The sequence below is a fragment of the Hydrophilobacter chitinilyticus genome (genome assembly GCF_049860745.1).
In the GTDB taxonomy this organism is placed as follows: Bacteria; Pseudomonadota; Gammaproteobacteria; order Burkholderiales; family Burkholderiaceae_C; genus Rhodoferax_B.
This window is the reverse complement of sequence record NZ_CP187561.1, coordinates 5,459,386-5,478,432: the sequence shown is the minus strand read 5'-3', so window position 1 is coordinate 5,478,432 and position 19,047 is coordinate 5,459,386. Positions and strand designations below refer to the sequence as shown.

General features: G+C 60.6%; 19 protein-coding genes and 4 tRNA genes. 8 read left to right on the top strand and 15 right to left on the bottom strand.

Annotated elements, in window-relative coordinates:
• Positions 1-92 precede the first annotated feature (92 nt).
• The 15 genes from rplL to ACPWMG_RS24555 form a co-directional block, all read right to left on the bottom strand.
• Entirely contained in the window at positions 93-467 is a 375-nt protein-coding gene (rplL, locus tag ACPWMG_RS24625; protein WP_483302114.1) for a 50S ribosomal protein L7/L12, read from the bottom strand.
• A 92-nt stretch (positions 468-559) separates the two neighbouring features.
• Entirely contained in the window at positions 560-1,096 is a 537-nt protein-coding gene (rplJ, locus tag ACPWMG_RS24620; RefSeq protein WP_483302113.1) for a 50S ribosomal protein L10, read from the bottom strand.
• Positions 1,097-1,334: 238 nt separating this feature from the next.
• Positions 1,335-2,030, bottom strand: a complete 696-nt coding sequence (rplA, locus tag ACPWMG_RS24615) for a 50S ribosomal protein L1 (RefSeq protein ID WP_483302112.1) — start codon at positions 2,028-2,030, stop codon at positions 1,335-1,337.
• The gene (gene rplK, locus ACPWMG_RS24610; protein ID WP_422834311.1) at positions 2,031-2,462 is read right to left on the bottom strand and encodes a 50S ribosomal protein L11; all 432 of its coding nucleotides are present in this window, start codon (positions 2,460-2,462) and stop codon (positions 2,031-2,033) included.
• Between the two features lie 135 nt (positions 2,463-2,597).
• Positions 2,598-3,176 carry a transcription termination/antitermination protein NusG gene (nusG, locus tag ACPWMG_RS24605; RefSeq protein WP_483302111.1) on the bottom strand — a complete coding sequence of 193 codons (579 nt, stop codon included), beginning with the start codon at positions 3,174-3,176 and terminating at the stop codon, positions 2,598-2,600.
• Complete coding sequence (secE, locus tag ACPWMG_RS24600) at positions 3,176-3,559, bottom strand: preprotein translocase subunit SecE (RefSeq protein ID WP_483302110.1); 384 nt, start codon at positions 3,557-3,559, stop codon at positions 3,176-3,178. Before secE ends, nusG begins: the two co-directional genes overlap by 1 nt.
• A 91-nt stretch (positions 3,560-3,650) precedes the next feature.
• A tRNA-Trp gene (locus ACPWMG_RS24595) sits at positions 3,651-3,726 on the bottom strand.
• Between the two features lie 12 nt (positions 3,727-3,738).
• Positions 3,739-4,929 carry an elongation factor Tu gene (tuf, locus tag ACPWMG_RS24590; RefSeq protein WP_483302109.1) on the bottom strand — a complete coding sequence of 397 codons (1,191 nt, stop codon included), beginning with the start codon at positions 4,927-4,929 and terminating at the stop codon, positions 3,739-3,741.
• 82 nt (positions 4,930-5,011) lie between these two features.
• A tRNA-Thr gene (locus ACPWMG_RS24585) sits at positions 5,012-5,086 on the bottom strand.
• 65 nt (positions 5,087-5,151) lie between these two features.
• Positions 5,152-5,225, bottom strand: a tRNA-Gly gene (locus ACPWMG_RS24580).
• A gap of 88 nt (positions 5,226-5,313) precedes the next feature.
• Positions 5,314-5,399 (bottom strand) — tRNA-Tyr (locus ACPWMG_RS24575).
• Between the two features lie 157 nt (positions 5,400-5,556).
• Positions 5,557-6,339, bottom strand: coding sequence for a uracil-DNA glycosylase (locus ACPWMG_RS24570; protein WP_483302108.1), 783 nt, complete (start codon positions 6,337-6,339; stop codon positions 5,557-5,559).
• Between the two features lie 45 nt (positions 6,340-6,384).
• Positions 6,385-7,182 carry an indole-3-glycerol phosphate synthase TrpC gene (gene trpC / locus ACPWMG_RS24565; RefSeq protein WP_483302107.1) on the bottom strand — a complete coding sequence of 266 codons (798 nt, stop codon included), beginning with the start codon at positions 7,180-7,182 and terminating at the stop codon, positions 6,385-6,387.
• An 86-nt stretch (positions 7,183-7,268) separates the two neighbouring features.
• Entirely contained in the window at positions 7,269-8,267 is a 999-nt protein-coding gene (gene iolG, locus ACPWMG_RS24560; RefSeq protein ID WP_483302106.1) for an inositol 2-dehydrogenase, read from the bottom strand.
• A 36-nt stretch (positions 8,268-8,303) separates the two neighbouring features.
• Positions 8,304-9,188: a MurR/RpiR family transcriptional regulator gene (locus ACPWMG_RS24555; RefSeq protein ID WP_483305333.1), complete on the bottom strand. Its 885-nt coding sequence runs from the start codon at positions 9,186-9,188 to the stop codon at positions 8,304-8,306.
• A gap of 297 nt (positions 9,189-9,485) precedes the next feature.
• Between ACPWMG_RS24555 and ACPWMG_RS24550 the strand changes: the two genes are divergently transcribed.
• From ACPWMG_RS24550 to iolE, 8 genes are all read left to right on the top strand, one after another.
• On the top strand, positions 9,486-10,604 hold the full coding sequence (locus ACPWMG_RS24550; protein ID WP_483302105.1) for an ABC transporter ATP-binding protein: 1,119 nt from the start codon (positions 9,486-9,488) through the stop codon (positions 10,602-10,604).
• Positions 10,605-10,659: 55 nt separating this feature from the next.
• Positions 10,660-11,811 carry an ABC transporter substrate-binding protein gene (locus ACPWMG_RS24545; RefSeq protein ID WP_483302104.1) on the top strand — a complete coding sequence of 384 codons (1,152 nt, stop codon included), beginning with the start codon at positions 10,660-10,662 and terminating at the stop codon, positions 11,809-11,811.
• A 29-nt stretch (positions 11,812-11,840) separates the two neighbouring features.
• On the top strand, positions 11,841-12,677 hold the full coding sequence (locus ACPWMG_RS24540) for an ABC transporter permease (protein WP_483302103.1): 837 nt from the start codon (positions 11,841-11,843) through the stop codon (positions 12,675-12,677).
• Positions 12,674-13,546 carry an ABC transporter permease gene (locus ACPWMG_RS24535; protein ID WP_483302102.1) on the top strand — a complete coding sequence of 291 codons (873 nt, stop codon included), beginning with the start codon at positions 12,674-12,676 and terminating at the stop codon, positions 13,544-13,546. Before ACPWMG_RS24540 ends, ACPWMG_RS24535 begins: the two co-directional genes overlap by 4 nt.
• Positions 13,543-14,064, top strand: coding sequence for a hypothetical protein (locus ACPWMG_RS24530; protein WP_483302101.1), 522 nt, complete (start codon positions 13,543-13,545; stop codon positions 14,062-14,064). The genes ACPWMG_RS24535 and ACPWMG_RS24530 overlap by 4 nt, the downstream gene beginning before the upstream one ends.
• 135 nt (positions 14,065-14,199) lie before the next feature.
• Entirely contained in the window at positions 14,200-16,152 is a 1,953-nt protein-coding gene (locus tag ACPWMG_RS24525) for a bifunctional 5-dehydro-2-deoxygluconokinase/5-dehydro-2-deoxyphosphogluconate aldolase (protein ID WP_483302100.1), read from the top strand.
• Between the two features lie 8 nt (positions 16,153-16,160).
• Positions 16,161-18,041 carry a 3D-(3,5/4)-trihydroxycyclohexane-1,2-dione acylhydrolase (decyclizing) gene (iolD, locus tag ACPWMG_RS24520; RefSeq protein ID WP_483302099.1) on the top strand — a complete coding sequence of 627 codons (1,881 nt, stop codon included), beginning with the start codon at positions 16,161-16,163 and terminating at the stop codon, positions 18,039-18,041.
• Between the two features lie 84 nt (positions 18,042-18,125).
• Positions 18,126-19,046, top strand: a complete 921-nt coding sequence (gene iolE, locus ACPWMG_RS24515) for a myo-inosose-2 dehydratase (protein WP_483302098.1) — start codon at positions 18,126-18,128, stop codon at positions 19,044-19,046.
• The last annotated feature ends 1 nt before the right edge of the window (position 19,047 follow it).

Genomic DNA, 19,047 nt, shown 5'->3' with positions numbered 1-19,047 from the left:
ACGGTTAAATCGAACCGCTTTTCAGTGTGCTCTTACAAGCACGAAAGGCTGGGGGCCCCAGAAGAGCACCCCAGCCCCGGCAATCAGGTCGATTACTTGAGTTCGACCTTGGCGCCAGCTTCTTCAAGCTTCTTCTTGGCAGCTTCAGCGTCAGCCTTGGCAATGCCTTCCTTGACGTTCTTTGGAGCGCCGTCCACCAGGTCCTTGGCTTCTTTCAGGCCCAGACCGGTGATTTCACGCACGGCCTTAATGACCGAAACCTTGTTCGCACCGGCTTCGGTCAGCACAACGTTGAACTCGGTCTTTTCTTCTGCAGCTGCAGCAGCGCCGCCGCCAGCAGCAGCAGGAGCGGCCATAGCGGCTGCGCTCACGCCAAATTTCTCTTCGATGGCTTTCACCAGGTCGTTGAGTTCCATGACCGACATGCTGTCCAGTGCGGTCAAAAATGCGTCTTTATCGAATGCCATTTTGATTTCCTATTTCAGTTGGGGAGGGGCGAGATAACGATCTCTTGTCCGTCCCGAAGTCACTAAATTGTTTAGAACTGCGCTACAGCTAATTAAGCTGCGGCGGCCTCTGCAGCAGGTTCTGCTGCAGGAGCGGCTTCGCCTGCACCCTTTTTCTCGGCCAGAGCCGCGAGCACGCGGGCGGTACGAGAAACTGGGGATTGCATCAAGCCCAGCAACTGGGCCAACAACACTTCCTTGGAAGGGATGCTTGCCAGTTGTTTAACGCCGTTCACGTCCAAAGCCTTGCCGCCGTATGCGCCGCCACGAATCACCAACTTGTCGTTGGTCTTGGCGAACTCTGCAACCACCTTAGCGGCGGCTACTGCATCTTCGGAAAAGCCATAGATCAGAGGACCGGTCATTTGGTCGGACACGATCTCAAACGCGCTACCTGCAACAGCACGGCGAGCCAGGGTGTTTTTCAACACGCTGAGGCTAACGCCATTGCTGCGCGCGGTGCTGCGCAGTTTGGTCATGTCGGCGACCGTAATGCCACGGTATTCCGCGATCACGAGCGTTTGAGCTTTAGCGGCGAGGCTGGTCACATCACTGATGACCGCTTCTTTCTCACTGCGATTTAGACTCAAGGTCAACTCCTTAAAACGTGTGGTTCGGGTTACCGTTCCACACAACACTTTGCAGCGACCAACTGATCAGGATTCACGTCCATCAGCAGCGGGATCGCCATCTGCGTTGGTTTTCACTGATTAAGCATAGTTAATCTACGCACCAACGGTCTTGGATGACCTGCAAACACTTTTCACATTGCATTTGCAGCCCACCACCCCAGCCACTTGGCGAACCAAGCGGCTGAATTTTTTGCAATTACGCTGCGACGGACTGGGTGTCGACGCGAACGCCCACGCCCATTGTCGACGACAGTGCAATCTTGCGCAGGTAAACACCCTTGCTCGACGCTGGCTTGGCCTTGGTCAAGGCGTCAACCAGTGCAACCAAGTTACCTTGCAGCTTGTCAGATTCGAACGAACGGCGACCGATCGTGCTGTGCACGATACCGGCTTTGTCCACGCGGAACTGAACTTGACCGGCCTTGGCGTTCTTGACGGCGGTAGCGACGTCTGGGGTCACGGTGCCAACCTTGGGGTTAGGCATCAGACCACGTGGGCCCAGAATCTGACCCAGCGTACCCACAACGCGCATGGCGTCAGGAGCAGCGATCACCACGTCGAAAGGCATGTCGCCAGCCTTGACTTGAGCGGCCAGGTCGTCCATGCCAACGATGTCGGCGCCGGCAGCCTTGGCTTCTTCAGCCTTGGCGCCTTGGGCGAACACAGCCACGCGAACAGTCTTGCCGGTGCCGTTAGGCAACACCACGGCGCCACGCACCACTTGATCCGACTTCTTGGCGTCCACGCCGAGTTGCACAGCCACGTCGATGGATTCATCGAACTTGGCGTTGGCGCACTCTTTTACCAGGGCCAGTGCGTCGGTCAGGGTGTACAGCTTGCCGCTGTCAACTTTGCCAACGAATGCTTTTTGTTTTTTGGTCAGCTTGGACATTTAAACGCCCTCCACATTCACGCCCATCGAGCGAGCGGTACCAGCGATCGTGCGGACAGCGGCGTCCAGATCAGCTGCTGTCATGTCCTTCATCTTGGTCTTGGCGATCTCTTCGAGCTGAGCGCGCGTGATCTTGCCGACCTTGTCGGTGTGAGGACGTGCAGAGCCCTTGTCCAACTTGATGGACTTCTTGATCAGGACGGTCGCAGGCGGCGTCTTGATGATGAAGGTGAAGCTCTTGTCCGCAAAAGCGGTGATCACCACTGGCAGTGGCAGACCAGGCTCAACACCCTGGGTCTGGGCGTTGAACGCCTTGCAGAATTCCATGATGTTCAAACCACGTTGACCCAGGGCTGGACCGATTGGTGGGGATGGGTTGGCCTTGCCAGCTGGGACTTGCAGCTTGATAAAGCCGACGATTTTCTTCGCCATTGTTTAACTCCTTACGGGTGGTAACGCATGCTTGCGGTCACTTGACTGCTGCGTGCTCCCCGTTGGTTGCGACTCTCAAAAACATCCATGTCGAGTCGTAAAACATGGAATCCAAGTTTTTAAATTCTTTTCAGATCAGGTCTTTTCGACCTGGCTGAACTCAAGCTCCACAGGGGTTGCACGACCAAAAATCGTGACCGACACGCGAACCTTGTTCTTTTCGTAGTTGACTTCTTCGACCGAGCCGTTGAAGTCTGTGAAAGGACCTTCTTTGACTCGGACCAGTTCGCCAACCAAAAATTCAATCTTGTGGCGTGGCTTGTCGTTGCCTTCTTGCATTTGACTCACGATTTTCTGAACTTCTGCTTCAGAAATAGGAGCAGGGCGGTTTTTAGCGCCGCCCACAAAACCTGTCACTTTATTGGTGTGCTTGACCAAGTGCCACGACTCGTCGTCCATCACCATTTCAACAAAAACGTAACCTGGGAACAGGCGGCGTTCTGTCGTCTTACGCTGACCATTGCGAACTTCAACCACTTCTTCAGTCGGCACCAAAATGCGTGCAAACTTGGCTTGCATGCCCGATTGGACAATGCGTTCTGCAATATTGCGCTCTACAGCCTTTTCCATGCCAGAGTAGGCATGGACGATGTACCAACGCAGATCGGGGTTGACAGGCGTTTCTGCAACGGTTGTCTCTACGGAATCAGTCATTATTTTTTCCAGCCCAAGATCAAGTCGTACAGCACCCATTCGAGGGTTTTGTCGGTGAACCACAAAAACAGCGCCATGACGACGACAAAGCCGAACACGTACAAGGTCATCTGCACCGCTTCTTTGCGTGTAGGCCAGACGACCTTCTTGACTTCGCGCCACGAATCGCGGCCAAAGCCAATCAGTTGTTTGCCTGGCTCAGACGTGAAAAAGCTGGCCAAGGCAGCAGCCAAGCCAACAATCAGAGCGCTCCACTGTGCAAGCGGGCCCTGTTTTCCCAAGAGATAAAACGCTGCCAGGGCACCAATCACTAGGACTGCTGCCAAAGCCAATTTGGCTTTGTCGGCGCCGGTGTTGATGGTTTCAACTTGCGAAGTGGCCATTTTTGGCAATTTCCTGAATCAAATACATGGTGTCTCTTGAGACACAGAAGCCCGTCAGGTCATGACGGGCTTGTTTTTCCACCTTATCAGGTGGCAGGGGCAGTAAGAATCGAACTTACAACCTTCGGTTTTGGAGACCGACGCTCTGCCAATTGAGCTATACCCCTACAAACTATTACTTAAGCGATGATCTTGGCCACAACGCCAGCGCCAACGGTCTTGCCGCCTTCGCGGATAGCGAAGCGCAGGCCTTCTTCCATGGCGATCGGGGCGATCAGCTTGACCGTGATCGACACGTTGTCACCAGGCATGACCATTTCCTTGCCTTCTGGCAATTCGATGGCGCCGGTCACGTCGGTCGTACGGAAGTAGAACTGAGGACGGTAGTTATTGAAGAAAGGCGTGTGACGGCCACCTTCGTCCTTCGACAGCACATACACCTCACCCGTGAAGTGGGTGTGGGGCTTGATCGAACCGGGCTTGCACAGCACTTGGCCGCGTTGCACGTCTTCGCGCTTGGTACCGCGCAGCAAGATGCCAACGTTGTCGCCAGCTTGGCCTTGGTCCAGCAGCTTGCGGAACATTTCCACGCCGGTGCAGATGGTCTTTTGCGTGTCAGCGATACCGACGATTTCGATTTCTTCGCCGACCTTGATGATGCCGCGTTCGACACGGCCGGTCACCACGGTGCCGCGACCGGAGATCGAGAACACGTCTTCCACGGGCATCAGGAAAGCGCCGTCCACAGCGCGCTCAGGCGTGGGGATGTAGCTGTCCAGTGCTTCGGCCAACTTCAAAATCGCGCCTTCGCCGAGGTCGCCCTTGTCACCTTCCATGGCCAGCTTGGCGCTGCCGTGGATGATGGGGGTGTCGTCGCCTGGGAATTCGTATTTGTCGAGCAGCTCGCGCACTTCCATTTCAACGAGTTCGAGCAGTTCGGCGTCGTCGACCATGTCGCACTTGTTCAGGAACACGATGATGTAAGGCACGCCCACTTGGCGGGCCAACAAGATGTGTTCACGGGTTTGGGGCATTGGGCCGTCAGCGGCCGAACACACCAAAATGGCGCCGTCCATCTGGGCGGCACCGGTGATCATGTTCTTCACATAGTCGGCGTGACCGGGGCAATCCACGTGGGCGTAGTGGCGATTGGCGGTTTCGTATTCGACGTGGGCGGTGTTGATCGTGATGCCGCGTGCCTTTTCTTCAGGAGCTGCGTCGATCTGGTCGTAGGCCTTGGCTTGGCCGCCGAACTTGGCTGCCAAAACGGTGGTGATGGCTGCGGTCAGCGTGGTCTTGCCGTGGTCCACGTGGCCAATCGTGCCAACGTTGACGTGCGGCTTGGTACGTTCAAACTTTTCTTTTCCCATTTTTTCGGCTCCGAAAAAAACAACTCAAATCAAACAACCAAACGCTGGTGTCTGTGTGCGGCACACCAAAGCGGAATAAATTTGGTGCCCTTTGCGGGAATCGGACCCGCGACCTCTCCCTTACCAAGGGAGTGCTCTACCACTGAGCCAAAAGGGCACTTACAAGTACTTTGTGCAAACCGCTTGCACAAACCCTGCATTCTTCGTATCGCTCGGCGCTCATGGAGCGGGAGACGGGAATCGAACCCGCGTCATTAGCTTGGAAGGCTAGGGTTCTACCATTGAACTACTCCCGCAAAGAAGTACCACAATGAGTAGCCTCCAAGCGTTGCATCCAAGCGCCGCCGATACTTTCAATTCTTTCGCATTCATCAACCAGGTTGATGGTGGAGAGGGCTGGATTCGAACCAGCGTACTCGTAAGAGGGCAGATTTACAGTCTGCTGCCATTAACCACTCGGCCACCTCTCCAGCGAACCTCGAAATATAGCACATTTTGGTGAATTGCCAAAATATCTGTATTTCGATTGGCGCCATTCTAGGCGATTTCGGAGCCTTTTCTGGCTGAGCGCTCAACTAAGTTGATTTCTTCTTGTCATCTCAACCATCTTCACATTTCATCGGCGCATCAAAGCCGCCAGTCCATTGCAATGTTCTGCTCCTGCAGCCAAGCTTGAGCTTTTAAGAAGTGGTCGCAGCCGAGAAAAGGCACGGGAGGGCGACTAGCCGAGAGTGGCGACGGGTGGTTGGATTGCAACAGCAACGCTTTCCGCCCGTGCCGCTTGGCGGTTTGCTCGATCAGCGGCGCTTTCGCTTGTGCATGGGCGCCCCATAAGAGGTAAACGCAGGCCGGCGCTTCAGCGGCAACGGTGGCCAGAATACTATCGGTGAAGACTTCCCAGCCGCGTTTCGCGTGACTCGCGGGTTGGCCGTCTTCCACGGTCAAGCTGGTGTTGAGTAGCAGCACGCCGGCTTCGGCCCAGGCTTTGAGCGAACCGCTGGCCGGTAGCGCCGACATCAACGCTTCTTTCTGCAACTCTTTGAAGATGTTGCGCAGTGAGGGCGGTGTTTTAACGCCGGGAGCAACTGAAAACGCCAGCCCTTCAGCTTGGCCCGGCCCGTGGTAGGGATCCTGGCCAAGGATGACGACGCGCACCTTGTGCAGCGGCGTGAGCGCCAGTGCACGCAGCGGGTTGGGTGGATAGACCGCGGCACCCTCTGACAAGCGCTGTGCCACAAACGCGCCCAATTGGCGGCCGGTGGGGCTGCTGAAAAAAGCGTCTACAGCAGGCTGCCAGTCGGCTGCAACGGGCCACTGCTCGGGCGTCCAGGCCGTTAGCCGTGGTGCTGGTGGCGGGTTTTCGGTTTCGGGGAAGTCAAAGGCTAAATTGGCCTGTGGGGCAGTCTGCATCAGCGGGGCGTGCTCACTATTTCAACGATCTCAATGGTCGAGCGATCAGTTCGTGCCAAACATTTCGGCCAAAGCTTCGCCTGGCTCCGCCACGCGCATGAACGCTTCGCCTACCAAGAAGGCGTGCACATCGGCTTCGCGCATGCGTTGCACATCAGCCGCGCCCAAGATGCCGCTTTCGGTGACCAGGATGCGGTCGGCCGGCACTTCCTTGCGCAGAGCAATGGTGGTGTCGAGCGTGACTTCAAATGTGCGCAGGTTGCGGTTGTTGATGCCGATCAGTGGTGTTTTCAGCTTCAGCGCGCGTTGCAATTCGGCACCGTCGTGCACTTCCACCAGCACCGCCATGTCCAACGTGCGGGCGATGGCTTCCATCTCGGCCATTTGGGCGTCGTCCAGGATGGCGGCGATCAGCAAGATGCAGTCGGCACCCATCGCGCGAGATTCGTAGATTTGGTAGGCGTCGATCATGAAGTCTTTGCGCAGCACCGGCAGTTGGCACGAGGCGCGCGCTTGCTTCAAATAGTCGACCTGGCCTTGAAAAAACTGCCGATCCGTCAGCACAGACAAACAGGCCGCGCCGCCTTCGGCGTAACTCTGCGCGATGTCGGCCGGGATGAATTCGCCCGCGCGCAGCACGCCCTTGGAGGGGCTGGCTTTTTTGACTTCGGCAATCACGGCGGCTTGGCCTGCAGCGATTTTGCTGCGGATGGCGCCGACGAAGTCGCGCGTCAACACGCGCGATTCGGCGTCGGCACGCATGGCCGCGGGGGACGTGCGCTTCTGGGCCGCAGCAAGCTCTTGACGCTTGACTTCAACGATTTGGTTCAGGATGTCGGACATGGTTCTAGATCTAATGGGGCTGTAGACGGGGAAGGCCGTTGGGTACGGCAGATGCCCCAATTAGATCATTGCCCGAGACCCTGAGATCAAGTCAGCTTAACGACCTGCCCCAACGCCAGCGATTGCGCCGCCGCATCCGCCAGCTTTTGCGCCGCCACGCCATCGGCAATGGTGGTGCGAAACGGCGCGCCGGACTGCAGGCACTCAAAGAAGTGCGTGATCTCCAGCCGGTAGGCGTCGCGGTAGCGCTGCAGGAAGAAGTTTTCCGGCGTGTCGGCGCGCACGCCTTTGGCGTCGGACTGCACCACTTCGCTAGGGCGGTGGTTGCCGCACTGCAGCATGCCGGTGGAGCCCAGCACTTCAAAGCGCTGGTCGTAGCCGTAGGCGGCGCGGCGCGAGGTGTTGATTTGCGCCAGGCGGCCCGCCTTGGTGCGGATGGTGACGGCGGTGCAATCGATGTCGCCTACGGCGGCGATGGCCGGGTCGGTCAGGCACGAGCCAGTGGCGTGCAGGGTGTCGGCCTCGTCGCCGTCCACACACAAAATCCAGCGGAAGATGTCGAAGTCGTGGATCAACATGTCGCGGAAGATGCCGCCCGAGGCCTTCAAATATTCGGCCGGCGGTGCGCCAGGGTCGCGGCTGGTGACGACCAGCATTTCGGGCGTGCCAATTTCACCCCGGTCCATGCGGCTGCGGGCTTCGTTGAAGGTGGGGTCGAAGCGGCGCTGAAAGCCGATCATGCAGGCCACGCCTGCGGCCTTTACCGTGTCGGCACAGGCCTGCGCGCGGGCGACAGACAAGTCCACCGGCTTTTCGCAAAAGATGTGTTTGCCGGCTTGTGCGGCGCGCACGATCAAGTCGCTATGGGTGTCGGTAGATGAAGCAATGGCCACCACGTCAATCGACGGGTCGGCAAACGCCGCCTCCACGCTGCTGACCTGCGCGCCGTGTTGGCCCGCCAGATCTGCCGCTGCCGTTGCGGCGGGGTCGCACACATATTTGAGTTGAACGCCCGGCAAGGCGGCAAGGTTGCCCGCGTGGATGCGGCCGATGCGGCCCGCGCCAAACAGTGCGACGTTTTTCATGTTGTTGTCTCCGTTGATGTGGTTGTTGTTGGAAATTTAGAGTTCGCGGACCGGGCCGCCCGCGAGAGGGGGAACAGGGGTGTAGGCCAATTCGGTTTGATACGCCAGCGCGATGAACAGGCTCTGCGCCAGGCACATGGTGTTGGTCAGCGCGCGAAAGCCGAAGGTGGCGCTCTCGGGCACCACCAGCGTGGCGGTAGATAAATCGGCCAGTGGGCTCATCTGGCTGTCGGTGATGGCGATCAGGCGCGCGCCGGAGGCCATGGCGGCTTGGGCGCACTGCATCGACTCTTCGGCATAGGGCGAAAAGCTCACCACCACCATCACGTCGTCTTGGCCCAGGCCGCGCAATTGCCCTTCGCTCATGCCGCCCAGGCCGGACAGCAGCTCAATGCGTTTGTCGGTGTGCTGCAGCGCATAGACCAAGTAGGTCGCCACAGGAAACGAGCGGCGCGAGCCAGCCACCCAAATGGTAGGCGCCTCGGCCAGCATGGCCACCGCTTCGTCGAACACCGTGCTGTGCAGGTCGCGCTGCAGCTCTTGCATGCCGGCAATGCTGCCGCCGATGAACTCGTGTGCAATGTCGGCGCTCGACAGTTGCCCTTGCGCGGCTTCAATCAGGCTGCGGATGCGGGCCTGGTAGTCGCGGTTGGGCGCAATCTGTTTGGCGATGCCGTCGCGAAAGATTTTCTGCATCTCGGTATAGCCCGAGAAACCGAAGTGTTTGGCAAACCGAATGACCGCCGACGGCTGCACGCCGCAGCGCTCGGCCACGTCCTGGATGCGGTCCAGGCCGATGTGGTCGCGGTGCTGCTCCACATAACGCGCAATCACCTTGAGCTGACGGCTCAGCGAATCGAACGCTTCGCGAATGGACTTCAACAACTGCTCGGCCGGGGAGGGGGTTGGCGCCGCCGCCAGTTTTTTTGTTTTTGGAGTGGCTGCCGCAGGGCGCTTGGCAGGCCGTGCGCTGGAAGGCTTGAGCTTGGTCAACGGGGCGGCTCCTGCTGAAGTTAGAAAACAGAAAAAATATTCTAAGTGTTTTTTCTAATGCATCTATTTTCGGTTCTGTCACGCTTTCGACATTATTTTTCGCGACCATAGCCGAGCCGCAGCATTGCACCACGTTGACGTGTCAGTCCTGTGGCAATGCCCACCGGGCACACCGCTTCGTGTCATTTTCAGAGTTCAGCAGATTCCAGTAAGGCGCCCCAGTCCATGCCAACCCAACCGATGATTTCCGTGCGCGGCCTGCGCGTGGCCTATGGCGCGAATGAAGTGCTCAAGGGTATTGACCTGGACATCGAGCCCGGCCGCTTCGTGGCGCTGTTGGGCGCGTCGGGTTGTGGCAAGACCACCTTGCTGCGCACGCTGTCGGGTTTTAACGCCGCAGCGGCTGGCAGCATCACCGTCAAGGGCCGCGACATCCTGGCCGAGCCGCCCGAGCGCCGTGGCATGGCCATGGTGTTCCAGTCGTACGCGCTGTGGTCGCACATGAACGTGGGGCAGAACATGGGCTACGGCCTGAAGCTGCGCAAAGTAGCCCCAGCCGAGATCCGGCGCCGCGTCGTCGCCTTGCTCGACATGCTGGGGTTGGCCGGTTTTGAGGACCGCCCCGTCACCGCCTTGTCTGGCGGCCAGCGCCAACGTGTGGCACTGGGCCGCGCGCTAGCGGTGGAACCCGAAATTCTGCTGCTGGACGAGCCCTTGTCCAACCTCGACGCCCGCATCCGCCTGCAGATGCGCCACGAAATCCGCTCCATCCAACGCCGCCTGGGCCTCACCGCTATTTTGGTGACGCACGACCGCGAAGAAGCCATGGTGATGGCCGATGTGGTGGTGGTGCTCGACCAAGGCAAGATCGCGCAGATCGGCTCGCCTGAAGACGTTTTTCAGCGGCCCGCCTCGCCCTACGTGGCGTCTTTTATGGGGGCTGAAAACATCATCGATTGCCAGGCTGCGCGCCAGGGCGATGGCATGGAGTTGCGCGTGCCTGGATTGAATGGAGCGCCCCAAGCGCGTGTGGATGGCGCCCGCATGGCGGACGCCGATCGCGTGGTCTCGGGCGCCGTGCAAGTGCACTTCCGCAGCGAACGCGCATCCCTGCAACTGCAACGCCCCAAGCCAGACGGCGCGCTGCAACTGCCCGGCCGCGTCAGCCAGGTCAGCTACCTGGGCGGCGGTTACCGCTGTGAAGTGGCCACGCCCAGCGGCAGCTTTTTTATCGACCACCCCAGCGCCGTGCCCCACGGCGCCGATGTCACCGTATGTGTGCCCGCAGACGCCTTGCACGTCTACCCACGCGATCCGCAACGTGTGGCGGTGGCGCACGGCTGACCAAGGTTTGATTTCCCCAACTTTTTGACTGTCTTATTTCCTCGAAGGAGTTTTCATGAAAAACATGCACCGTTCCGTGGCGATGTCCATCGCCATTGCCCTGGGTTCCTGGGGCGGCCTGGCCCACGCGCAAACCACGCTGAACGTGATCAGCGGCGGCTCGCAGAACATGGTCGACTACATCACCGACTACCTGGGCCCACTGTTTGAAAAGCAGAACCCCGGCGTGAAGGTCAGCGTGGTGGGTACCGGCCCAGACGACGCGGGCTCGCAAAAGATGCTCGAAAAACTGCAGGCGCAAAAAAGCGCCGGTGTGGCGACGTGGGACACCGACGTGGTCATTCCCAACCAGCAAAAAACCGGCGAGATGGTGCACGAAGGCCTGCTGATGAAATACCGCGACAGCATTGCCACCGGTAAATATGCGGTCAGCCAGTCGGCCAAACAAGCGCTGGGCGTGAATGTGGATGGCTACGTGATGCCGATGTTCGAGAGCCAAACCGCCATCGCTTACAACCCCGACCTGGTGAAGAACCCACCCAGCTCATACGACGAAATGCGCGCCTTCGTCGCCAAGAATCCCAAAGCATTCGGCTACAACGGTTTGAAGAACGGCATGTCGGGTGTGGCCTTCATCGTGGGCTGGATGTACGCCTACGGCGGTAACCCCGACGTGGTGCAACAAGGCCCGTACGACGTGAAGAACTCCGCCGGCTGGAAGAAGGCCTTTGCCGATCTCAAAACCTTCAACCAGCAAGTCGTCTTCACGCCGGGCAACGCCGGCACACTCGACATGCTGAACCGTGGCGAAATCGCCATGGGCCCGGTGTGGGTCGACATGTTCCAAAGCTGGAAGGCCGAAGGCCGCCTGGCGCCCAACCTGCGCCTGAAGATTTTGTCGCCCGGCATGCCTGGCCAGCCTTACTACTACGCCATTCCCGCCAAGGCGAAGAACGTTGATTTGGCCAAGAAGTTCATCGCACTGGCCACCAGCCCCGAAGTGCAAGCCGAAGGCATTGTCAAGCGCTTCAACTGGTACCCGGGCATCGATGCCAACGTGGTGAAGCCCGCACTTGACCCCAAGGTGTGGAACGCGCTGTTTGTCGACATCACGCCGGCTGAACTGGCCAAGAACGGCAAGCCGTTCCCACTCGCGCCGTACTTCAAAGACCTGCGCGAACAATACGAAGCCCAAGTTCAGAATTAATTGTGATCAAGCCTAGCGGGGACTCCCCCATGCGCAGGTTGGGCCCGGCGCTGCTCTTGATGGCGCCGGCCGTGGTCATGGTCGGCCTGCTGTTTGTCTACCCGCTGCTGGTGTCGCTCGCCTTTGCGTTCCGCAACGAGTCCACCGGCGCGTGGGACTTGACCAACTTCAACAAAGCCTTCTCGCTCTACGGCAGCGACATCGCTTTGACGGCGGGCGTCACTGTGTTGTCGACGGCGCTGGTCGGCGTGTTCGCCATCGCCATCGCGGGCTACCTCACATTGGGTGAGAACCCGCGTGCCGTGTCGCTGCTGCGCTGGATTTACCGCTGGCCGCTGTTCATTCCGTTTGTGGTGGCGGCGCAGTTGATGCGCACCTTCCTGGCGAAGAATGGCATGCTCAATAACGCGCTGATGTCGCTCGGCGTGGTCGACCCCTTGCACGCCATCAGCCTGCTCGACTGGCGCGGCGTGGTCATCACTTTTGTGTGGAAGCAACTGCCGTTCGCCGCGCTGCTGATTAGCGGCGCCATGGCCTCGATGGACCGCTCGATGATCGAGTCCGCACGTGGCCTGGGCGCCGGGCGCTTCCGTATTTTGTTGGAGATTGTGGTGCCGCAAGTGCAGTCCACCGTGTTTGTGGCGTTGATTCTGTCGTTTGTCACCATGCTTTCGGCGCTGTCGGTGCCGATGATGCTGGTCGCCGGTTCGCCCACCTTGTTGACGGTGGACATGGCCTGGCGCGTCAACTCTTATGGCGACTACGGCGTGGCCAACGCGCTGGGTTTTGTGTCGTTTGCCATGAGTGGCGTGGCGGCCTGGTTTTACCTGCGCCAAGGCATCCGTGAAGGAGGCAAGCCGCGATGAGTTTGTCCACTTCACTCTCTTCTTCGCAGCCGTTGCCACCTTTGCATGCGCACGGGTTCCGTTTGCCGTCAGCGGTGGGCGGCATCTTCCGTGGCCTGTTGATCGGCCTGCTGGCGGTGGCCATCTTCGGCCCGCTGCTCAACATGCTGATCTGGACGGTCACCGAGGCCTGGTACTTCCCCGCCAAGCTGCCGGTGCGCTGGGGTTTTGCGTTCTGGACCAAGGTATTTCGGCCCGAAGCCGGCGCCATGCAGGCGCTGTGGACCAGCCTGGTGATTGCCGTGCTCACCGTGCTGCTGAGCCTGGCGATTGCCATTCCGGCTGGTTACGCCCTTTCCAAGCGCGATCTGCCGCTGCGCAGCCTGTTCCTGCTGTTCTTCCTGCTACCGCAGGCGTTCCCCACCATCGCGGTGCACCTCAACATCGCGCGCATCTTCTACGGCTTGGGGCTCACCGGCACCATTCCGGGCGTGATGCTGGTGCACGCCATCCAGGGGCTGGTGTTTGCGGTGTGGATCGCTTCCGCCACCTTCGCCGCCATCGGCACCGAGCAAGTGGAGGCTGCGCGCAACCTTGGCGCTTCGCCATTGCGCGCGTTCATGACCGTGTCGCTGCCGCTGGCCGCGCCAGGCTTGATGGCCAGCGCGATTTTTGTGTTCTTGATTTCGCTCGACGAGTTCTCCGGCACCTTCTTTGTGGGTGTGCCCAACGTGCGCACACTGCCGCTCACCATGCTGAACGCTGCGCTGGAGGGCAACTACCAGATCGCCTCCATCACCGCGCTGCTGTTGTTGGTGCCATCGGTGTTGTTCATGTTGTTTGTCGAGCGCTTTTTGAAGGCCGACGTGTTGTCGGGTGTGGGCAAATGACGCCTGCCTATTCCATCTGGCTTATGCCCTGCGCCGCAGATGCGGCCATGCTGCAGGCGTTGGTGGATGACTTGGCCCCGCAGTTTGGCCAGCCCAGCTTTGAGCCCCACATCACCATCCAGGGCGACCTGGTGTTGCCGCTGGAGACGGTGGCGGCGCACACCCGCCAACTGGCCGCCACGTGCTCGGCGCAAACCTGGCCGGTGCTCGAAGTGCAACGCAGCGACTTTTTCTTTCGCTGTCTGTTCTTGCGTTTTGCGGATCACGCCGTTTTTGACGGGCTGCAGCAACAGTCGCAAGCCTTGTCGGGCACGGCGGAGGGCTTGTCTCCTTACCCGCACATCAGCCTGGCTTACGGCCAGGTGCAGCCGCACCAACTGGCTTTGGTTGATGCCTTGCGCGCGCGTTTTGCGGAGCGCAGCATTCACTTCGACCATCTCTCGGTTTGCCTGTCGTCCAAAGACACGCCCATCGCCGACTGGCGCTGCGTGTTTGACGCACCCCTGATCGTGCGCTGAGACGGAGTAGCCAGGATCGGCTGTTGTTTTCCAAAATTAGAATATATTTTCTAATGGAAAACACGATGAAAAATTGCATCTGTGTTCGGTAAGCTGTAGGCCAAGCCGCCTCAACCTTCCACTATTTCACCCTCCATGACCGCAAACCTGTCCATCCCCTCCGGCCGCCGTTTCGACCTGGCCTGTCTGGGCCGCCTGGCGGTCGACCTGTATGCGCAGCAAGTGGGCGCGCGGCTGGAAGACGTGTCCAGCTTTGCCAAATACCTGGGCGGCAGCTCGGCCAACATCGCGTTTGGCGTGGCGCGCCTGGGCTTGCGCGCGGCCATGATCTCGCGTGTGGGCGACGAGCAGATGGGCCGCTTCCTGCAAGAGACGCTGGCGCGCGAGGGCTGCGACATCACGCAAATCCAGCTCGACCCGCAGCGCCTCACCGGCCTGGTGTTGCTGGGCCTGAAAGACCGCGACACCTTCCCGCTGCTGTTCTACCGCGAAAACTGCGCCGACATGGCCATCGACGCCGCGCAGCTCGATGAATCGTTCATCGCCCAATGCCGCGCCTTGCTCATCACCGGCACCCACCTCAGCGCGCCCACGGTGCGCGAGGCTTCTACCGTGGCACTGCAATACGCGCAGAAACACGGCGTGCTGCGCGTGCTCGACATCGACTACCGCCCGGTTCTCTGGGGCCTGACCAAACGCGGCGAGGGCGCCAACCGTTTTGTGGCCGACGCGGCCGTCACCGCGCAACTGCAGGCCATGCTGCCCAAGTTTGACTTGCTCATTGGCACCGAAGAAGAATTTTCGATTGCCGGTGGTGTGGCCGGCGACCTGATGGCCTCGCTGCGCGCCGTGCGCAAGGTCACGCCCGCCGCATTGGTTGTGAAGCTGGGGGCAGCGGGCTGCTGCTTCATTCCGGGCGCCGTGCCGGCCAGCATTGAAGAGGCCGAAACCGTACGCGGCGAGCGCATCGAAGTGATGAACGTCTTGGGCGCGGGCGATGCGTTTGCTGCGGGGCTGATGAGCGGCTTCTTGCGTGGTCGGCCGTTTACCGAGGCCGCCGCCACCGCCAATGTGTGCGGTGCCATCGTGGTGTCGCGCCACGCCTGTGCACCGGCCATGCCCACGCCTGAAGAAATTGCGCATTGGCTCAGCGGCCAGCGCAACCCCAAGGTCGACGCCGACCGCCAACTCTCGCATTTGCACCGCACCACCGCCGCGCGGCAACAGTGGGCGTCGCTCAACGTGATGGCGTTTGACCACCGCAGCCAGTTTTTTGACATGGCACGCAACGCCGGGGTGAGCGAAGCCCGCATCCCGGCGCTGAAGAAGCTGCTGGTCAAAGCCTACGCCCAAGTGGAGCGCCTGCGTCAGTTGCAGGGCAGCGGCGGCGTGTTGGTGGACGGTGGCGATTACGGTGCCGACGCCCTGGCCAGCGCCACCGGGCGCGGCTGGTGGGTGGGTCGCCCGGTGGAGCTGCCCAGTTCGCGCCCGCTGCGTTTTGACGGCACACGCTCCATCGGCAGCACGCTGCACCAATGGCCGGCCGAGCAGGTGGTGAAGTGCCTGGTGCACTACCACCCGGACGACGCGTCCGACCTGCGGCTGGAGCAAGAGTTGAAACTGGCCGAGCTGTGGGAAGCCACGCGCACCAGCGGCCACGAGTTGCTGCTCGAAGTGATCTGCCCCAAGGCCATGACGCCCGCCGGCACCGAGGACGAAGCTGTGCTGCGCGCGGTACAACGCATCTACAACCTAGGCATTCGGCCCGAATGGTGGAAGCTCTCGCCCATGACCGAGCCTGGCTGGGCCGCGCTGGCGCAACTGGTGGCCGCACGCGATCCACAATGCCGTGGCGCGGTCATCCTCGGGTTGAACCAGCCGCTGCAAGAGTTGGCGGCGAGTTTTAGCCAAGCGCAAAACGCCATCGTCAAAGGCTTCATGGTCGGCCGCTCGTTATGGGCCACGCCCGCGCAGCAATGGCTAGCCGGTACGCTGGACGACGCGGGCCTGGTGTCGCAGGTGGCGCGCAATTTTGAAATGCTGGTCGATGCCTGGCGTGCCAGCCGACCCGCAGCAGTGCAACGGTAATGCAGACGATGAACACCCAAAACGCCACACAACGCTTGACGATGGCCCAAGCGCTGGTGAAACACCTCACCGCGCTGCAAATCGAAATGGCCGACGGCAGCCTGCAGCCCTATTGCGCCGGTGTGTTTTCCATCTTCGGCCACGGCAATGTGGCGGGCATCGGCGAAGCCTTGTGGGCCGAGCGCGCCGCGCTGCCTACGCTGCGCGCGCACAACGAACAGGCCATGGCGCACGCGGCCATCGCCTACGCCAAAGCGCAGTTTCGCCAGCGCATCATGGCCGTCACCACCTCCATCGGGCCCGGCGCCACCAACCTGGTCACAGCCGCCGCGCTGGCCCACGTCAACCGCCTGCCCGTGCTGCTGCTGCCGGGCGACACCTTCAGTTCGCGAGCGCCCGACCCGGTGCTGCAGCAACTGGAAGACTTCGCACACGGCGACGTGAGCGTGAACGATGCCTTCCGTCCCGTCACGCGTTACTTCGACCGCATCCAGCGCCCCGAGCAAATCCTCACCGCGCTGCCCCGCGCCATCCAAGTGATGACCGACCCCGCCAACTGCGGCCCGGTGTGCCTGGCCTTGCCACAAGACGTGCAGACTCAGGCCTTCGATTGTCCCAAGTCTTTCTTGGCGCCCAGTACCGTTTACTTTCGCCGCCCGCCGGCCGATGCACGCGAGTTGCAAGCGGCGGCCAGCTTGCTGCGCACCGCGCAGCGCCCGTTGATCGTGGTGGGCGGTGGTGTGCTCTACAGCCAGGCCTGGGATGCGCTGCGCCAGTTTGCCGAAGCGCATGGCGTGCCGATGGTGGAAACCCAAGGCGGCAAAAGCAGCCTGGCGTGGGATCACCCGCTCAACGTGGGCGCCATTGGCGTCTGCGGTGCCCCCAGTGCGAATGCGCTGGCGCGCGAGGCCGATGTGGTGCTGGCCATTGGCACACGTTTGCAAGACTTCACCACGGGCTCGCACAGCCTGTTCAGCACCGCGCGCATTGTCGGCCTGAATGTGCAACCGGTAGATGCCGCCAAGTGGGGCGGCACCAGCCTGGTGGCCGATGCTCGTGTGGGCTTGGGCCAATTGGCTGAAGCGCTGAAGGGCTGGCGCGCGGATGCCGCGTGGACGAAACTGGCACAGACGCGCGGCCAGCAGTGGCGCGAACGTGTGACGCAAATCACCAGTCCTGGGCTGTTGGAGCAGGATGCAAACTTGCTGCCATACGACGCCGAAGTCATCGGTGCCGTGCGCGACTCTTCCCCCACCAGCGACACCGAAGACGTGGTGGTCTGCGCCGCGGGCACCTTGCCGGCCGAGCTGCAAAAGCTTTGGCGCGCCGCTGGCCCCGGCAACTACCACATTGAATACGGCTATTCGTGCATGGGCTACGAGATCGCCGGTGGCCTGGGCGTGAAGCTGGCGCGGCCGCAGCAAGAAGTGATTGTGATGGTGGGCGACGGCTCCTACCTGATGATGAACTCCGAGATCGCCACGTCGGTGATGCTGCAGCAAAAGCTCATCATCGTGGTGCTCGACAACCAGGGCTTCGGCTGCATCCAGCGGCTGCAGTTGGCATCGGGCGGCGCACGCTTCAACAACATGCTGGACGACTGCACACCGGAAGGTGCCCCCGCGCCGCGCATCGACTTCGCCATGCACGCCCGCAGCCTTGGTGCCGACGCCGTGCATGTGCGCAACCTGACGGAACTCGCCACCGCCATGCAGGCCGCGCGCGCCGCCAGCAAAACCCAGGTGGTGGTGATCGACACCACGCACACCCGCACCACCGAAGACGGCGGTTGCTGGTGGGAGGTGGCGATACCCGAGGTGTCGGAGCGGCCTGAAGTGGCGCAAGCGCACGAAAACTACCTGACCGCCAAGAAAGAGCAGCGGCTGTGAGCCTCATAAGCGATATGAATCAAATTGGCCTCTGGCGCTTATGCAGTAAGCGCAAGCAGCTATCAATTTAGTGAAAGAAACACCATGACCTGGAACGTGCGCATTGGCGTCAACCCCTTGAGCTGGATGAACGACGACCTGCCGTCGCTCGGCGGCGAAACACCGCTAGAGACCGCGCTGTCTGAAGGCAAAGAAATCGGCTACGAAGGATTTGAGCTGGGCAACAAATTCCCCAAAGACGGCCCCGGCCTGAAAGCAAAGCTCGACGCGTTTGGCCTGGCCTGTGTGTCTGGCTGGTATTCGGGCTTTCTGGCTGAAGACTTGGTAGAGGCCGAAGTGCAACGCTGCCGCGCCCACATGGAAAAGCTGCAGTACAACGACGTCAAAGTGGTGGTCTACGGCGAATGCGCCGGCACCATCCAGGGCAACATCGACACACCCCTGCATAAGCGCCCACGCTTCGCCAACGATGCCGCTTGGCAAGCCTACGCCGAGCGCCTGAATGCCTTTGGCGCCCACCTGCTGTCCACCTACGGCATCAAGCTGGCCTACCACCACCACATGGGCGCGTATGTTGAATCGCCCGAAGACGTTGACCGTTTGATGGAACTGACCGACCCCGCCAAAGTGGGCCTGCTGTTCGACACCGGCCACGCCTACTTCGGCGGCGCGGTCGACGCCAACACCTTGCTGCAGCGCCACGTCAAACGCGTGGTGCACGTGCATTGCAAAGATGTGCGCCCCAAAGTCATCAGCCAGGCGCGCAACGATGGCTGGAGCTTTTTGAACAGCGTGTTGTACGGCGGCTTCACCGTGCCGGGCGACGGTGTGATCGACTACCAAGCCGTATTGAGCACCTTGCACGCCGCAGGCTACGAGGGCTGGCTGGTGGTCGAAGCTGAGCAAGACCCGGCGGTGGCGCCAAGCTACGCCTACGCGAAGAAGGGCTACGACACGCTGCGCGGCTTGGTCGACACCCTCAACGCCTCGTCGAAAGGAGCCTGAG

What these genes read in the sequence shown, in the direction of transcription:
- rplL (WP_483302114.1), bottom strand. Translation starts at nt 467, where the DNA reads ATGGCATTCGATAAAGACGCATTTTTGACCGCACTGGACAGCATGTCG.
- rplA (WP_483302112.1), bottom strand. Translation starts at nt 2,030, where the DNA reads ATGTCCAAGCTGACCAAAAAACAAAAAGCATTCGTTGGCAAAGTTGAC.
- rplK (WP_422834311.1), bottom strand. Translation starts at nt 2,462, where the DNA reads ATGGCGAAGAAAATCGTCGGCTTTATCAAGCTGCAAGTCCCAGCTGGC.
- nusG (WP_483302111.1), bottom strand. Translation starts at nt 3,176, where the DNA reads ATGACTGATTCCGTAGAGACAACCGTTGCAGAAACGCCTGTCAACCCC.
- secE (WP_483302110.1), bottom strand. Translation starts at nt 3,559, where the DNA reads ATGGCCACTTCGCAAGTTGAAACCATCAACACCGGCGCCGACAAAGCC.
- tuf (WP_483302109.1), bottom strand. Translation starts at nt 4,929, where the DNA reads ATGGGAAAAGAAAAGTTTGAACGTACCAAGCCGCACGTCAACGTTGGC.
- ACPWMG_RS24570 (WP_483302108.1), bottom strand. Translation starts at nt 6,339, where the DNA reads ATGCAGACTGCCCCACAGGCCAATTTAGCCTTTGACTTCCCCGAAACC.
- trpC (WP_483302107.1), bottom strand. Translation starts at nt 7,182, where the DNA reads ATGTCCGACATCCTGAACCAAATCGTTGAAGTCAAGCGTCAAGAGCTT.
- iolG (WP_483302106.1), bottom strand. Translation starts at nt 8,267, where the DNA reads ATGAAAAACGTCGCACTGTTTGGCGCGGGCCGCATCGGCCGCATCCAC.
- ACPWMG_RS24550 (WP_483302105.1), top strand. Translation starts at nt 9,486, where the DNA reads ATGCCAACCCAACCGATGATTTCCGTGCGCGGCCTGCGCGTGGCCTAT.
- ACPWMG_RS24545 (WP_483302104.1), top strand. Translation starts at nt 10,660, where the DNA reads ATGAAAAACATGCACCGTTCCGTGGCGATGTCCATCGCCATTGCCCTG.
- ACPWMG_RS24540 (WP_483302103.1), top strand. Translation starts at nt 11,841, where the DNA reads ATGCGCAGGTTGGGCCCGGCGCTGCTCTTGATGGCGCCGGCCGTGGTC.
- ACPWMG_RS24535 (WP_483302102.1), top strand. Translation starts at nt 12,674, where the DNA reads ATGAGTTTGTCCACTTCACTCTCTTCTTCGCAGCCGTTGCCACCTTTG.
- ACPWMG_RS24530 (WP_483302101.1), top strand. Translation starts at nt 13,543, where the DNA reads ATGACGCCTGCCTATTCCATCTGGCTTATGCCCTGCGCCGCAGATGCG.
- ACPWMG_RS24525 (WP_483302100.1), top strand. Translation starts at nt 14,200, where the DNA reads ATGACCGCAAACCTGTCCATCCCCTCCGGCCGCCGTTTCGACCTGGCC.
- iolD (WP_483302099.1), top strand. Translation starts at nt 16,161, where the DNA reads ATGAACACCCAAAACGCCACACAACGCTTGACGATGGCCCAAGCGCTG.
- iolE (WP_483302098.1), top strand. Translation starts at nt 18,126, where the DNA reads ATGACCTGGAACGTGCGCATTGGCGTCAACCCCTTGAGCTGGATGAAC.